Here is a 15610-nt window from a genome sequence, read left to right as displayed (position 1 = left end):
AAGCGATGAACCAATTCCTACAAAAGTGGCTCCCAACCATGACGCCACTAGCTGTTATCGCTGGCGTACTTGCGAATCAAATGCTCGAACCTGCAGCCTTTTTGGTTCCATGGATTTTTGCCTGTATGTCGTTTGCAAACAGCATTACAATCCATCCGGGGGAAATAAAGCAAGTCTTTCGATTCCCACGATCCTTTTTTCTAACTTTTGTCTCGCTGCAGCTCATTTTGCCGTTTTGTGCTTATATTGCTGGCACTTTGTTGTTTCCAGATGACATATGGACACAAACAGGCCTTTTGCTTGCTTTTTCCATTCCTACAGGCATCGTTTCCCTCATGTGGATTTCGATTTATGGGGGAAACCGATCGTTGGCGCTCTGTTTAATATTGGCAAACACATTACTTGCGCCCATCTTTATACCGCTAACGCTAGCTGTGTTTCTTGGAACCGAGCTGCCCCTTGATACATTCGGAATTTTTATGGGCGTCTTTTGGATGGTCGTGGCGCCATCCCTTGCTGCATTAGCTATTAACGCCACAAAACCGGCATGGGTCAACGTCATACACGTAGTTGGCGCGCCCTTTACAAAGCTTGGCTTACTTGCAGTCATTATGTTAAATAGTTCAGTTGCAGCACCTTATTTTTTAGCGCTTGATATAAAATTGGCCACGGTTGTTGCAACGGTACTAACTTTGGCTATTATCGGCTACTTAACAGGGTTATACCTTGGAAAGGCGACAGGCTCTCCTAAAGAGGACCAGGTCAGCATTATGCTGCTTTCAGGGATGCGCAATATCGGTGTCGGGGCAGCGATTGCGATTGTCTACTTTCCACCAGCCGCCATATTGCCTGTCATTGCCGGGACACTGTTTCAACAAATATTGGCAGCCTCGTTTGGAAAATGGCAATCGCTGCAGCCTAAGCCCTCTATTAGTCAATTTGGCGCCGCGAAAAACAGAGATGCCTGACATTCAGGCATCTCTGTTTATTTAACTGCGGCCACGACTATGTTTGTAAAACTCATGAAACAGTTTCATTAACGCCCGTTTTTCAATCCGGGAGACGTAGCTACGGGAAATATTTAATTCTTTCGCAATTTCCCGCTGTGTCCGCTCTTCCTCCATATTCAAACCGAATCGGCCAATAATGACTTCTTTTTCACGTTCATCGAGCACATGAATGTACTCGTAAATTTGCTTTTTTTCCATTTCCGTCTGCAAGACATCAACAATGTCTTCGCTGTCGTCTTTAAGAATATCGATCAGTGTGATCTCGTTGCCTTCTTTGTCTGTACCGATTGGATCGTGCAAAGAAACGTCCTTTTTTACTTTTTTCAAAGCCCGCAAATGCATTAGAATCTCATTTTCAATACAACGTGCCGCGTACGTCGCTAATTTCGTTCCCTTGCCTTCGGAATAACTTTCAATTGCTTTAATCAAGCCGATCGTGCCAATGGAAATTAAATCCTCGACATCTTCCCTTGTGTTTTCAAATTTCTTGACGATATGGGCAACAAGGCGAAGATTATGTTCAATTAACATGTTCCGTGCAGAAGCATCGCCTTCTGCCATCCGGGCTAAGTATTTTTTTTCGTCTTCTTTGCTTAATGGCTGCGGGAAAGCGTTGTTTTTGACATAGGAAACAAAAACAAACACTTCTTTCATAAAATATGTGAGTGCAGCGAGGATGCCGGACATATGCTCACCTCCACAAGAATGGTTATATCTATGCAACACTGGGCTTGGTTGTGTCTGTACGAAGGAATGTTTTGCTGATGGTCCGGTTGCGTTGCTATCGAGGAAGTGAGTGTAAACCTATTTCTGTAAAATTTTAGTAGTGAATGCAGAGAATGTTGGCAGGAAAGGAAAGAGGGTTAACCATTTATCATTGTTTCCCGATAATGGGGAAATCATAGGCCATACATAAAAAAGACATACCTATTCGTAAGAAGGCATGTCTTTTAACCGAACACCGGTTTTATGACTGGTTTTCTATTTAAGCTTGCTTGAGAATACGCACTTTTACTATGCGCTTGCGCTCTATATCTACGTCAAGCACAGAAAAGAGTAACCCTTTTGCTTCAAATTGCTCCCCTTCAGCGGGAAGGCGGCCAAAATGTTTTAATACATAGCCAGCGAGGTTATTCTCTTCGTCAGGAATATCCGTTGCAAAAAGATTGTTTAGTTTTTGGAGAGGAAGCTTCCCGTGACAGATGATTTCTCTATCATTGACTAAATCAACTAGGCTATCATTTTCTAAATCCGTTTCGTCTTCAATTTCTTGCCCAATCATCACTTCGATAATATCTTCATGTGTAATTAGACCTTCAGTCCCACCGTATTCGTCATAAACAATTGCCATGTGTTTTCGTTCTTGCATCATCTTTCTGAAAACCAATTCGATTGACTGGAATTCAAAGACAACAAGTGGTTCCATGTCGCTAAAATCGGTTAAAGGTCTATATGGGTCTAACGACCATGACGCCAATGCTTTGGAATGGAAGATCCCAATGATGCTATCCATATCTTCTCGATAAATAGGATAGCGTGTGTACCGATTTTGGATAATAAAGTCTCGTGCTTCCTCAAATGGTGTATTTTCTTGTAAGCCGACTATTTCAATTCTGGGGGTTTTTATAGCGTCGTTTACATTAAGACTTCGAAAATCGAGAATGCCTTTAATCCGATGCGATTCTTCTTTTTCAAATGTGCCTTCCCCACTGGCGATATCGACAATCGTTCGCAGCTCTTCTTTTGAAAACGATTTTTCTTTTGGCTGGCTTTTAGAAAGGAGTTGGATAAGGGCGCCTGTTCCTAAGTTAAGCAAGTAAGTAATTGGCTTAAGAAGAATCATTAATGCACGTATAACTGGGGAAACGAAATAAGCGATTTTATCAGGAAACGATGCAGCAATTGATTTTGGCAATACTTCAGCAAAGACAATGATAGCGACAGTCAATATAGCAGTAGCTAAAGCGACACTAATGCCGTAATCAATCGCAATCATTGTAACAAGTGTTGGCAATAGAATATTTGTAATGTTATTACCAATCAAAATCGTTGTAATAAATTGATCGGGTTTTGAGATAAGATGAAGTAGTTTTTGTGAGTTTCTATCTCCTGTTGAAGCTCTTGATTGAATTTTCATCTTATTCGCCGCAGTGAGTGCAGTCTCACTTCCAGAGAAGAAAAACGAAGCGAGTAAGCAGGCAATAATAGCAAATAACACGGAATGCCCCTCCTGAGTCGTTTAAGAGATGTAAATGGTGACGCAGCCTCTTTACAGCGGTGTTTTAATGAAATAAATGAAGCATGAGGAAAAAGTGCTGCTGGCAAAGTCAGCCAATCCTTAGAAGTAAAGTATAACTAATTTTATAAAGGAACTCAAATGTTAGAGCAGTCCTGCTTGTGTTTGTATAGTACTAGTAAACGAGACGAAGGGCAGTATTTTCCCTTTGCCCGAACGTTAATCATTTGGATTAGGGCGCTTTTCGACAAATAGCGAAATCAATGTGGCCACAGGGCCTAGCAACAGTGAAAGCAAGAACCAATTAAGTCCTGTTCGGTTCTTTCCTTGCGCGAGGCCAGCATTAATTAAGGCAAGGGTGCCCCAGCCGACTACGTACTCGTTGTCCATTTTCTCTTCCTCCTCGTTTTCACTATATTTTTCTACGAAACTACGAGAAAGTTGGTTTCAATGAGGAGGGAAGTAGATTCATTCTATATGGGAAAACCAGCTACTTAATGGTCAACTGGAACATTTAAAAAAAACGAGCTGTCCCGAAGGCAGCTCCTAGCATTTAAACAGTATCAATTTTATCACTCAAAGGAACAAACTGCATGGTATCGATTTTGTCTCCATTCGGCACGATCACTAATGAAAATAAAACGGCTGCTAAAAAGACTATGGAAGATAATTTCTTCAAGGTTGTTCCCCTCCAATAATGTTTGGTTGTAACCGTGTTTTGTAAGCGAATTCCATGTATTTTAGCGCTAATTTTAACTCACCACGGTTTTCGAATATGTGAGAAATTTCTTCTGAGACTAAATATACTAAACAGTTTAATTGTAGCAGCTTGTCAAGTTCTTTATCAAGTGCGATTTCTGAAAACTCGCGGTGCAAAATGTGAAGTATCTTCAATCGATTCATGTACTCCACCTGGTTAAAACGAGCAGCTTCTTTTAAAGCGTCACGGTATAGTTCAGTGGCTTTGTCGTCATTGAGCTGATATAGAATACTAGCTAAATTTGTTTTGGTCTTTACTCCAAAAACGGAATCCCTATGTTCTGGGATAGTAAGGGCTTCCACAAAGTATGCCTTCGATCAAACACTGTTGCCGTACTTTTAATAAGCCGATTGATCGAAGAATGACTCCTTTAGTAAGTTTAGCTCAAAGGACGGGATTGCCTTCATTACTAAAAAACCAGCTATTTAATGGTCAACTGGAACATATCGCAAAAAAAACGAGCGATTAGCATGAGCTAATGCTCGTTTTTTTTAAATTTCTACAACGGTCCAGATAAAATCAGGAGTGGTATTTGAGTTTAATTTCTCAGCCATGCGCTTAGCTTCTTTGTAACACAAGAACGTTTTAATAACTGTACTGTTAGATTCACATAAATCCTTTAGTTTGCCGTTATTGTTGCAAATAATTTTATACATATAAACACTCCCCTATATATGGAATTTTAGCATGATGTAAAAGGACGGGGTAGTGGTGAATCTAAATTAGAACTTAAGTAATGGTGAGAAAAGCCTTTATCCTTCCTAGCAAAAATAAATAATATTGTTTTATGAGGGAACGGCTAAAAGAGGGGAGGGGCTGCCATTTGATTTTTTCGCCATTCCGATGGGAGAACTAGGGGAATGAAAGCTTTTCGGGATGGGAAAGGGAATATGTTCTCGTAAATTGCTAAGCCTATTTGACTGGCTCTTTATTGATAGAAACATGGAAAAATTTAAATAAACAATGGAAAAAATAAGTAATTTCATGTAAAATAGAACGTGAACTGTTACAATATTTATCTAATTTTAGGAGGTTTTCAATGAAAACGTGGATTGCAGTTCTTTCTATTCTTGGAGGAATTTGTGGTATCGTTAGTGGCTTTCTTGTGACGGCTGGTGGGGTTGTTTTTGGAGAAGAAGCAATGGCAAACGACGGTTCTTCTGTGTTTTGGCTATCCTTTTTAGCGATTGCTTTAGGGTTTTTATCATGGGCACCTAAGTTAAGAGTCATTAGCGGTATTGCATTAATTATTATTTCTGTGACAGGCTTCTTTTTAAATGGGTTGTTTTTTACGCTAGCATTTATTTTCTTGCTCATTGCCGGCATTTTAGCTTTAGCCAATAAGAAAAACGTTTCACAAGTTCAAAAAAATCCAGAGGTTCAAGGTTAACTGTTGTAAGTAAGAAGCCAAATGCAAAAAACGGGGCTAAGCCATGCTTAGCCCTGTTTTTGCCTTCAGAAAGAGTGTGCATTGCTGGTTAGGGTGCGCGACTTTTGTCGAACGTTAGTATGTCACAAAATATCACAATCGGTGCCAGTAGAAGAACGATCCACGTTAGACTAGAGGAAATCATTTTAGACGTTAAAAAGGAGTTATACATGTCCATACAAGGAAAAGTGTACCTCGTCGGCGCAGGACCTGGAGACGCCGAACTGTTGACTGTTAAAGCACGCAAGATATTACAGCAAGCAGACGTTGTGATTTTTGACAGGCTTGCCAATCCGGCGCTAATCATGGAAGTTAGCGATCATGCCAAGTTGGTGTATGCAGGCAAGCAGCCGTGTAAACATGTGTTGCGCCAAGGAGACATCCAAACAGAAATGCTTGTCCACGCAAAAAAAGGAAAAACGGTTGTTCGCTTAAAAGGGGGCGATCCTGCCGTATTCGGCAGAGTAGGAGAGGAAGCTGCCTATTTAAAAACTCACCACATTCCATTTGAGATTGTCCCTGGTGTGACAGCGGGTACAGCCGCTTCTATTTATGCAGGTGTACCGGCAACCCATAGAACGCTTTCCAGTTCATTTGCAGTCGTAACTGCTCATCGCGACAGAGACGAAAAAAAAGAGCCCCCTAATTGGCGAGCACTTGCTCAATCGGTTGACACGCTAATGATCTATATGGGCATGAAACAATTAGCTGCCATTGTTGACCAGTTAATGACACATGGAAAACCAGCCGGTACGCCTGTGCTCATTGTCGAGTGGGGCACATACAGTCGACAGCGGTCCGTGGAAGGAACACTAGAAACGATTGTGACCAATGTCGCTAACGCTAACTTGGCGAATCCTGCTGTTATTTTAATCGGCGATGTTGTCGGTGTCCGTGGGGCTGTATCATGGTTTGAGCACAAGCCCCTTTCGGGCATAGGCATCTTATCGCTTAGAGGAAAGACTGAAGTAACGGAAGCGCTGCGGACGCAAGGGGCGGATGTCTTTGCGGCTCCCCTCCAACAAAACAAGGGGAAAATTGTTACTGATACGGACATCGCTGCTGTGCTTCAAACTAGTAAAAATCAAGCAGTCTTGTTTTTTGCCAAGGAGGTGTTGTTCGCGTTTTTAGCAAAGCTTGGCGAGAAAGGCTATGATATTCGTTCTGTACAAGGGCAACTTATGGCGGGAACACAGGAGGTGGAGCAAATCGCTCGCTCACTCGGTTTGCAATTGGCGCGTTATTCGAAAAAATCAACTCTTTCGCCTGTCGTGATTGGTACAGATGCCATTAACCGCCGCTTGTTACCACAAAAAATAACTGTTGCGATTCGTCGTCTGCTAGAAGAAGGCCACTTAACTCATGCCTTTTGTGAAACAGAGCAAGAAATTGATGATTTGCGACTCGTTTTAGCAGAATGTGCAAATGAAGCTGTAGTGCCTATTTTAACGACGAGCGATCAAGTTCAAGCATATGCTAAGTCTCTTTCGATGTACGCTTCTGTCGTTCTGCACAATCAACCACTCGATCAGACAATGTCTTAAACGAGGTAATTGGATTTTTTTAAAAAAAGGAGTTTTGAGATGTGAATAAAGAAAAGGTTGTTTTAATTGGCAATGGCATGGCGGGCATCCGCACACTCGAAGAAATCATTAAACGAGAGCCTAATCGTTTTCAATTCACGGTTTTCGGTGCAGAACCCCATCCAAATTACAATCGAATATTGTTGTCGTCTGTTCTTCAAGGCGACTCAAGTGTAAGCGACATCGTCTTAAACGACTACGACTGGTATGAAAGAAACCAAATTGAATTGTTTACAGGTGACGCAGTCGTACGAGTTGATTGTCGCAAAAAAGAAGTGTGGAGCGCCAGTGGCATTAAACGGACCTATGACCGTTTGATCTTTGCCACAGGCTCCGACCCGTTTATGCTCCCTTTGCCTGGAGCAGAGAAAGAAGGTGTCATTGCGTTTCGCAACATCGCCGATTGCGAATCAATGATCAATGCTGCGAAATCGTATCAAAAAGCGGTGGTCATTGGTGGAGGGCTGCTAGGCCTTGAAGCAGCTAGAGGCCTGTTGAACTTAAAAATGGACGTTGATGTCATCCATATTGCCGATCATTTAATGGACCGGCAACTGGATTCAGATGCAGGAAAGATGTTGAAGGCCGAGCTTGAACAACAAGGGATGCAGTTTCATTTAAATAAGAAAACGGTCAAAATCAATGGCCACAAACGGGTCAAGGGCATTTCCTTCAGTGACCAAACAAGTATAAAAGCTGATTTAGTTGTTATGGCTGTTGGCATTCGTCCGAATGTTCAATTGGCTAAGCAATCAGGACTTAAAGTCAATCAAGCAATCGTCGTCAATGATTATATGGAAACTAGCGAAGAAGATGTATATGCAGTTGGTGAATGTGCTGAACACCGTGGTATCGTTTATGGGCTTGTTGCTCCCTTGTACGAACAAGGCAAAGTGCTTGCTGAACACATCTGTACAAATACGAGCAATGAGGTCAGCGGCTATAAAGGGTCAATCGTCTCCACGAAATTAAAAGTATCAGGCATAAATGTCTTTTCCGCAGGGGCGTTTCGCGATCAAGACGAGACGAAATCGATTCGTATCCATGACGAATTTGCTGGAGTCTACAAAAAGCTAGTTGTTAAAAACAACCAAGTTGTAGGGGCCGTCTTATTTGGCGACACCAATGATGCCAATCGAATTCTTTCTCTCATTCGGTCTGGGGAAGACATTTCGGCCATAAGTAAAGCGGCACTGTTCCCATCTGAGACGAATGACAGCAGTCCATCAGTAGTAGCTACAATGGCAGACGAAGAAACGATTTGCGGCTGTAACGGTGTAAGCAAAGGTGAGATTGTCTGTGCAATTAAAGAGCAGGGGCTTTCTACGGTAGCAGAAATAAGGCAATGTACGAATGCGTCAAGGTCTTGTGGTGGCTGCAAGCCGGAAGTAGCTGAATTGTTGGCACTCACAACAGGAACGGACATAATGGCAAAACCAGAACCTCTTTGCGGCTGTACGGAATTAACCCATGAAGCAGTGGTAGCCTCGATCCGGGAAATGGGCTTGTCCTATGTTCGAGAAGTCATGAGCGTGCTTGGTTGGAAGTCAGAGGAAGGCTGTTCAAAGTGCCGCCCTGCTCTCAACTATTATCTAGGTCTCATTAGCCCCCTTGATTATACGGATGATGCTCATTCCCGGTTTGTTAATGAACGGGTCCATGCCAATATCCAGAAAGACGGCACGTTCTCTGTTGTGCCTCGGATGTATGGCGGGGTGACCAATCCAGAACAACTGCGGAAAATCGCTGATGTTGCTGAAAAATACAATGTCCCTTTATTAAAAGTCACCGGCGGTCAACGGATCGACTTGCTCGGCGTCGAAAAAGAAAAATTGCCTAACGTATGGCGTGATTTAGGGATGCGCTCCGGCTATGCGTATGGCAAAACATTGCGGACAGTCAAAACGTGCGTTGGTGAAGATTTTTGCCGTTTTGGCACGCAGGACTCGGTTAGCCTTGGAATCGAAATTGAGAAAAAATACGAGGGCCTGAATACGCCCCATAAAGTAAAAATGGCTGTTTCCGCTTGCCCGCGTAATTGTGCGGAATCAGGCATAAAAGATGTTGGAATTGTGGGTGTAGAAGGAGCATGGGAAATCTATGTAGGTGGGAATGGAGGCGTTGATTTAAGAAGCGCTGAGCTGCTTTGCAAAGTGGCAACGAATGAAGAAGTAATGGAAACGATCAGTGCATTTTTGCAATATTATCGGGAACAAGCCACCTATTTAGAACGGACTTCCCATTGGATTGAGCGAGTCGGGCTTGAATCAATTAAAAAAGTGATTTTCGACGACAGCATCGAACGAGCAGCGCTAATCGAACGGATGGAAATGGCGCTATCTAGGCACAAAGATCCGTGGACGGAAATTGTTGAGAGTGAAGAAAAGCAACAGCAATTGTTTGAAAAGAAAAAAATTGCTGTTAAACAGGGTGGAGGTATGTGATGGCATTCGTGGAAGCGGGTAGAAAAGTGTTTGTCGCTAACCGAAATGAGCTGGCGGTCGGTTTAGGCAAGAAAGTTGAAATCGAAGGGAGGGAGCTTGCTTTATTTATGCAAGAGGATGGGTCCGTTCGTATTCTTGACAACAAATGTCCTCATAAAGGCGGACCCCTATCGGAGGGCATCGTTAGTGGGAATTATGTTTATTGTCCGCTGCATGATTGGAAAATTTGCATGAAAACGGGCAGCGCGCAAGGTGGAGATCAAGGAAATGTAGCTTGTTTTACTGTGGAAGTTGAAGGAGACGATATTTATGTGTTTATTTAATGCTTGCTAAAAGGAGTGATTCGATGGGCTCGGAGTCAAGACAGCGCCTCGTCCTTATTGGCAATGGCATGGCAGGCGTCCGCGTGGTAGAGGAAGTGTTAAAACTTGCTCCGCGCCAATTTGCGATTACGATTCTATCAGAAGAAGACCGTCCGAGCTATAACCGCATCTTGCTTTCCTCCGTTTTGCAAGGGAAACAGACGCTTCACAGCATTGGCATCCATCCGTTCCAATGGTATGTTGACCATGGCATTGAGCTGCGATTAGGTGAGGAAGCGACCAGAATCGATCCCGTTGCCCAGAAAGTATATACCGACAAAGGGGAACTTGCTTACGACAAGCTAGTGATCGCTACTGGTTCGGAACCTTTTGTCCTTCCAGTGCCAGGAGTGGAGAAAGAAGGCGTATTTGTTTTTCGCACAATCCGTGATTGTGAACGGTTAACTGAATGGGCGACTCGTTACCAAAAAGCGGCTGTCATTGGGGGCGGTTTGCTTGGTCTTGAAGCCGCCCAAGGGCTGGCTCATTTAGGCGTCGACGTAAGCGTCATTCATCTTTCTGACCGAATTATGGAGCGCCAGCTCGACGAAACGGCAGCCCGGCTGTTGAAACAGAGCCTTGAGAGCAAAGGGATTCGCTTTTTGTTACAAAAACAAACAGCGGAAATTAGCGGCGAGGAGCGGGTAACAGGTCTTCGTTTTCAAGATGGAACCACTCTTTCTGCTGATTTTGTTGTCATGGCAGCTGGCGTCCAGCCGAACATTGCCATTGCCAAGGAAAGCAACATTCCAACAAAGCGAGGAATTGTTGTTGATGATCGTCTACGCACGGACGTTTCAGGTGTGTATGCCGTCGGCGAATGTGCCGAACATAACGGAATCAGCTATGGGTTAGTGGCCCCCTTATATGAACAAGCAAAAGTGCTGGCCCGTGAGCTTTGTGGACTGCCAGGTCTGTATTATAACGGCACTGTGTTAGCGACGCAATTGAAAATATCAGGAGTAAACGTCTTTTCTGCAGGCGAAACAACCTGTTCTCGCTCTTGTACTGTTTTGAAAACTTTAAACGAAATTACGGGTCAGTACAAGAAGCTTCTGTTTAAAGAGGATTGCCTTGCCGGGGCAGTATTGTTTGGCAATACGCGACAAAGCGACCAGCTGTTGCAGTTGATTCGGGCAAACACGCCATTGTCAGATGACGAGAAGACGCAACTATTAACAGAAGATGGAACAGCATTTGAACGAGAGCTAGCCTCTCTGCCAGCTTCCCATCTCATTTGCAATTGTAATGCTGTATCAAAGGGCGACATTATGAGCGCAATGGCAGCCGGACAGCACACAATTGCACAGATAAAAGCGGGAACGAAAGCGGCAAGTTCATGCGGTGGATGCGAGGTCAGAGTGGCCGCTATGCTAGAAAGCTTTAAGCATGGACAGCTGCTAGCGACTGTCGATATAGCCGAAAGAAAACCGTTGTGCCCATGCACGTCGCTAACCGAACAACAAGTCGCCCAATCAATCGCCGAGAAACGGCTCGTTGTGTTTTCTGACATGAGCGAAAAGCTAGGTTGGAAAAACAAAAATGGGTGCCGAGTCTGCCGAGAAGTGTCTGCTTATTATGCCGGATTGTTCTTTCCTGGGGGAGCACCAAAGGAACGGAATGGAAAACAAGAAAACGATGGCAGTTATACGATTACACTTCCACACATTGCTGGCAGATTGAGCACTGACCAATTAAAACAATTTGCCCTAATGGCTGAGGAACTGCAAGTGCCGAGAATTGATTTTTCAGCACGCAACCAAGTGCAGCTGAAAGGGTTGACGGAAAAGCAACTGCCTTACGTCTTTGAACAGCTTGATATGCCTCCTGCTGTTTTGGCAGGCAAGCGTTTGCAGGTTGCTATTGATGACAGCCACTATAACTGGCCGGAAGGGAGGCACTTGGCTGAAAGACTGCTCGATTTATTTAACTGTGTGCCTTTTCCTGCGGAAACAGAAGTATGCGTTACGTTAGCTGCTCGTCGACACGAGCTCGCTGCTATTCGTCTCTCCCGGTCGCCATTAAATTGGGAAGTAGCGATTGGTTCTGAATTATTTTGTTCGAACGACTCCGTTGAAGGAACCTTTCAACTTGTTTGCGCTTTGCTGCAATACTTTAGGCAATCAGCGCAGTACAGTGAAAATATCCATGCTTGGCTTGTCCGTAAAGGCGCGGTCCATGTTCGCGAAGTCGTGTTTGACGCTGCTTGCCAGGCAAAATTAAATAAACAGCTAGCGGAAATAACGGCAGTTAGCCATGAGCATGCGGAACGAATGCCAGTCGTTTAAAGAGATAACAATTTGGAGTGGAGGGATTGTACTCGAATGCAGTCGGGATATTTGCAAGAAAAAAGACAACTGCCTAATCGTGAAATCGTCTATAACAGCCAATGCCCTTTTTGCAGTGTACAATGCAAGATGCAATTGATTAAGCGTAAGCATGGACAGGAAACATCATACGACGTTGTTGGCATAGAGAATCCCACGTCAAAAGGCCGTTTATGTGTAAAAGGGCTGAATGCTCACCAACACGCCTTTCATCCCGATCGGCTTACACAACCGCTGGCCAAAGTAAATGGAAAATGGCTGCCGATTAGTTGGGATGAAGCACTGAAACAAATCGCCGAAAACGTTCAAGCAATTCAGCAAGAAGATGGGCATGATGCAATGGCGGTATATGGAAGCGCGTCAATTACAAATGAAGAAGCATATTTGCTCGGTAAGTTTGCCCGTTTAGCCTTGAAAACAAGGCATATTGACTATAATGGCCGGCTCTGTATGTCGGCTGCTGCCTCCGCTGCTACAACAGCATTTGGAATAGATAGAGGCTTAACCAATTCCCTTGAAGACGTTCTGTTTGCGGAATGTCTGATGTTGGTAGGGACCAATTTAGCTGAATGCCAACCAACGCTGATGCCTTACATTGAACAAGCGAAAAAGAACGGCGCTTTTCTTATCGTCGTTGATCCAAGGGAAACGGCAACTGCACAGCTGGCTGACTTGCATATAAAGCTAAAACCTGGTACAGACGCTGCTTTAGCAAATGGGTTATTGAAATGTATCTTAGAAGGTGGCTACGAAGATGCCGCTTTCATCCAAAAACAGGTTGAAGGGTTTGCGGAAGTCAAAGCCCATATTGCCAAGCTCAAACTTGAAAACATAGCCGAGCAAACAGGGGTCAGCGGCGATGTGATCACCAAGGCTGCTAAAACGTTTGCTAAGGCAAGAACAGGGATGATTTTTACGGCAAGGGGCGTTGAGCAGCAAACAAATGGATCTATGGCTGTCCGTAATTTCCTGAATGTTCTAATCGTTACAGGAAAGTTAGGCAAACATGCCTGTGGATTTGCCGCTGTTACTGGACAAAGTAACGGTCAAGGGGCAAGGGAACATGGTCAAAAAGCTGATCAGCTTCCAGGATACCGTTCAATCGAAAATGAAGAACATCGCGCTCATATTGCCGCTATTTGGGGGATTTCGCCTGAACAGTTGCCAAGGAAGGGTGTCTCTGCTTTTGAAATGATGAAAAAAGCAGAAAAGGGAGAAATCACCGGAATGTTTTTAATGTGCTCCAATCCGGTCGTATCCCACCCACAAGCCGATTTCGTCAAAAATGCTTTAAAAAAGCTGAAATTTCTGGTCGCTGTCGACTTATTTGTTTCTGAAACAGCTCAGCTTGCTGACTTGATCTTGCCGTCAACTTCTTACTTGGAAGATGAAGGCACGATGACAAATGTCGAAGGCAGAGTGACGTTGCGTGAAGCCAGTATGCCCCCTTATGGGGAAGCCCGCCATGATTGGCAAATTATTTGTAACATTGCGGCTGTTCTTGGCAAAGGAACTGATTTTTCCTATTCCTGCGCGGAAGACATTTTTACCGAATTAAGAATGGCCAGCAAAGGTGGAATCGCTGATTACTATGGAATTACGTATGAGCGGCTTAGGAAAGAAAAGGGGATTTTTTGGCCATGCCCTAGCCTGGAACATCCAGGGACGCCAATGTTATTTACGGATTGTTTTTATCGGCCAAACAAAAAAGCGCTTATGACCATTGTGCCGAATGAGGCGCCTGTACCAAAAGAAAAACCAAGTCGAGATTACCCTCTTTATTTAACGACGGGCAGAGTTCTTGCTCACTATTTGACTGGCGTACAGACACGAAATAGCGCCTCCCTTATGGCACGAAACTTTGAATCTTTTGCAGAAATGCATCCAGAAACCGCTAAAAGGCATGGAATTGCTGATCAAACGCTTATCAAGCTGACTACCAAACAAGGCAGTATGATCGTCCGTTGTCACTTTACGGAAACGATTCGTGAAGACACTGTATTTGTGCCGTTTCACTGGAGTGGCAAGCAAAACGTCAATCGTATAATTACAGGCAATTTAGACCCTGATTGCCGCATGCCGGCTTTTAAAGTAAGCGCAGTAAGGGCTGAACCATTAGTTGTACATGAGCAATTGGAAGGAGTGTTGGAAACATGAAACTTTCTGAGTTACGCAAAAGCGGGCATGCGCCTTCGTTGTTTTCCGCTTTTTTATACTTCGATGTAAGCTTTATGATTTGGGTATTGCTTGGTGCCCTTGGAGCATACATTACTGCTGATTTTGGCTTGAGTGCTTCACAAATTGGGTTTATTGTCGGGATTCCGATTTTAGCAGGCTCTGTTTTCCGCATCCTAGTTGGCATTTTGACAGATCGTTATGGGCCAAAAAAGACGAGCATAGCAGGCATGGTTGTAACGATGGTACCGCTGTTATGGGGCTGGCTTTTTGGTACGAGCCTGTCAGAGTTGATCGCGATCGGGCTGCTGCTTGGCGTTGCCGGTGCTAGTTTTTCTGCTTCACTGCCAATGGCTAGCCGGTGGTACCCCCCTCATTTACAAGGAGTGGCAATGGGCATAGCAGGGGCTGGGAATAGCGGCACTTTATTTGCCACATTGTTTGGGCCACGGCTAGCGGAAGTGGTCGGTTGGAATGGCGTGATGGGACTAGCACTTATTCCGCTTTCCCTTGTGCTCATCTCTTACATCCTTATGGCGAAGGAGCCACCAAACCAGCCAGCTCCGAAGCCGTTAAAAGCGTATTTCCGTGTATTTCAAGAGCGTGATACATGGTACTTTTGCTTGCTTTACAGTGTTACATTTGGTGGATTTGTAGGCTTGTCAAGCTTTTTAAGCTATTTCTTTGTGAACCAGTATGCTGTTTCAGGGGTCAGAGCAGGGGAGTTTGTCACACTTGTCGTTGCTGCCGGCAGCTTATTGCGCCCAATTGGTGGGTTGATTGCAGATAAAATTGGCGGTGCTCGCTTGCTTACTATGCTTTTTGTTGGCGTAGCCCTTTGTATGTTTGCCGTTAGTTTTCTCCCGCCAATTGCGTTTGCTCTTACTGTGTTATTTGTAGGCATGGGCTGCCTCGGCATGGGCAACGGTGCTGTGTTTCAACTTGTCCCTCAGCGTTTCCATAAAGAAATCGGCATGGTAACTGGCATAGTCGGGGCTGCCGGAGGCGTTGGCGGCTTTTTCTTGCCAAATATTCTCGGCTTGTTTAAGGATATAACAGGAACGTACGCTAGCGGATTTCTTCTGTTCGCCCTTTCTGCCTGTTTCGCCCTTGGGCTGTTACTGTTTGCTCAACACTCATGGAAGAAGGCGTGGACGGAGACAAAGCAGACGACGTCTATGTAAGAGTGGACTTACAGAAAGAAGCACGAGGCACTTGAAGATAAAAACGGAGGCCAGCGTTCGCTGGCCTCCGTTGTGTTGGAGACGGTTCTTGTCTAGATCG

At 44.4% G+C, this 15610-nt stretch carries 12 protein-coding genes; 8 read left to right on the top strand and 4 right to left on the bottom strand.

The window, feature by feature from the left end; translation table 11 throughout:
- Positions 1 to 5: 5 nt before the first annotated feature.
- Positions 6 to 968, top strand: coding sequence for a bile acid:sodium symporter family protein (locus tag BC8716_RS20310; RefSeq protein ID WP_094428649.1), 963 nt, complete (start codon positions 6 to 8; stop codon positions 966 to 968).
- Positions 969 to 989: 21 nt separating this feature from the next.
- Here the strand turns inward: BC8716_RS20310 and sigK are convergent, their stop codons facing one another.
- The 4 genes from sigK to BC8716_RS20295 all read right to left on the bottom strand — a co-directional run bounded on the left by sigK (position 990) and on the right by BC8716_RS20295 (position 4308).
- The gene (gene sigK, locus BC8716_RS20305; RefSeq protein ID WP_094428647.1) at positions 990 to 1697 is read right to left on the bottom strand and encodes an RNA polymerase sporulation sigma factor SigK; all 708 of its coding nucleotides are present in this window, start codon (positions 1695 to 1697) and stop codon (positions 990 to 992) included.
- Positions 1698 to 1995: 298 nt separating this feature from the next.
- Entirely contained in the window at positions 1996 to 3228 is a 1233-nt protein-coding gene (locus BC8716_RS20300; RefSeq protein ID WP_094428645.1) for a hemolysin family protein, read from the bottom strand.
- Between the two features lie 237 nt (positions 3229 to 3465).
- A complete protein-coding gene (locus BC8716_RS22535; protein WP_169715976.1) occupies positions 3466 to 3636 on the bottom strand; it encodes a hypothetical protein in 171 nt (56 codons plus the stop codon).
- Between the two features lie 285 nt (positions 3637 to 3921).
- Positions 3922 to 4308, bottom strand: coding sequence for a hypothetical protein (locus tag BC8716_RS20295; protein ID WP_094428643.1), 387 nt, complete (start codon positions 4306 to 4308; stop codon positions 3922 to 3924).
- 737 nt (positions 4309 to 5045) lie between these two features.
- On the opposite strand from BC8716_RS20295, the gene BC8716_RS20290 reads away from it, so the two are divergent.
- The 7 genes from BC8716_RS20290 (at position 5046) to BC8716_RS20260 (ending at position 15510) form a co-directional block, all read left to right on the top strand.
- Positions 5046 to 5396, top strand: a complete 351-nt coding sequence (locus BC8716_RS20290; protein ID WP_094428641.1) for a hypothetical protein — start codon at positions 5046 to 5048, stop codon at positions 5394 to 5396.
- Positions 5397 to 5605: 209 nt separating this feature from the next.
- Positions 5606 to 6979: a uroporphyrinogen-III C-methyltransferase gene (gene cobA / locus BC8716_RS20285; protein WP_094428639.1), complete on the top strand. Its 1374-nt coding sequence runs from the start codon at positions 5606 to 5608 to the stop codon at positions 6977 to 6979.
- 41 nt (positions 6980 to 7020) lie between these two features.
- Positions 7021 to 9462 (top strand): nitrite reductase large subunit NirB, encoded by a 2442-nt coding sequence (gene nirB, locus BC8716_RS20280; RefSeq protein WP_094428637.1) that lies wholly within the window; start codon positions 7021 to 7023, stop codon positions 9460 to 9462.
- Positions 9462 to 9785 (top strand): nitrite reductase small subunit NirD, encoded by a 324-nt coding sequence (gene nirD / locus BC8716_RS20275; RefSeq protein WP_094428635.1) that lies wholly within the window; start codon positions 9462 to 9464, stop codon positions 9783 to 9785. Before nirB (BC8716_RS20280) ends, nirD begins: the two co-directional genes overlap by 1 nt.
- Positions 9786 to 9808: 23 nt before the next feature.
- Positions 9809 to 12112: a nitrite reductase large subunit NirB gene (gene nirB, locus BC8716_RS20270; protein ID WP_157730502.1), complete on the top strand. Its 2304-nt coding sequence runs from the start codon at positions 9809 to 9811 to the stop codon at positions 12110 to 12112.
- Positions 12113 to 12148: 36 nt separating this feature from the next.
- Positions 12149 to 14308 (top strand): assimilatory nitrate reductase catalytic subunit NasC, encoded by a 2160-nt coding sequence (gene nasC, locus BC8716_RS20265; protein ID WP_094428631.1) that lies wholly within the window; start codon positions 12149 to 12151, stop codon positions 14306 to 14308.
- On the top strand, positions 14305 to 15510 hold the full coding sequence (locus BC8716_RS20260; RefSeq protein ID WP_094428629.1) for a nitrate/nitrite transporter: 1206 nt from the start codon (positions 14305 to 14307) through the stop codon (positions 15508 to 15510). Before nasC ends, BC8716_RS20260 begins: the two co-directional genes overlap by 4 nt.
- Positions 15511 to 15610 lie beyond the last annotated feature (100 nt).

It is taken from the genome of Shouchella clausii (assembly GCF_002250115.1).
GTDB classification, from domain to species: domain Bacteria; phylum Bacillota; class Bacilli; order Bacillales; family Bacillaceae_D; genus Shouchella; species Shouchella clausii.
Note: the sequence above shows the minus strand (reverse complement) of the source record. Positions and strands in the feature narration are given on the sequence as shown.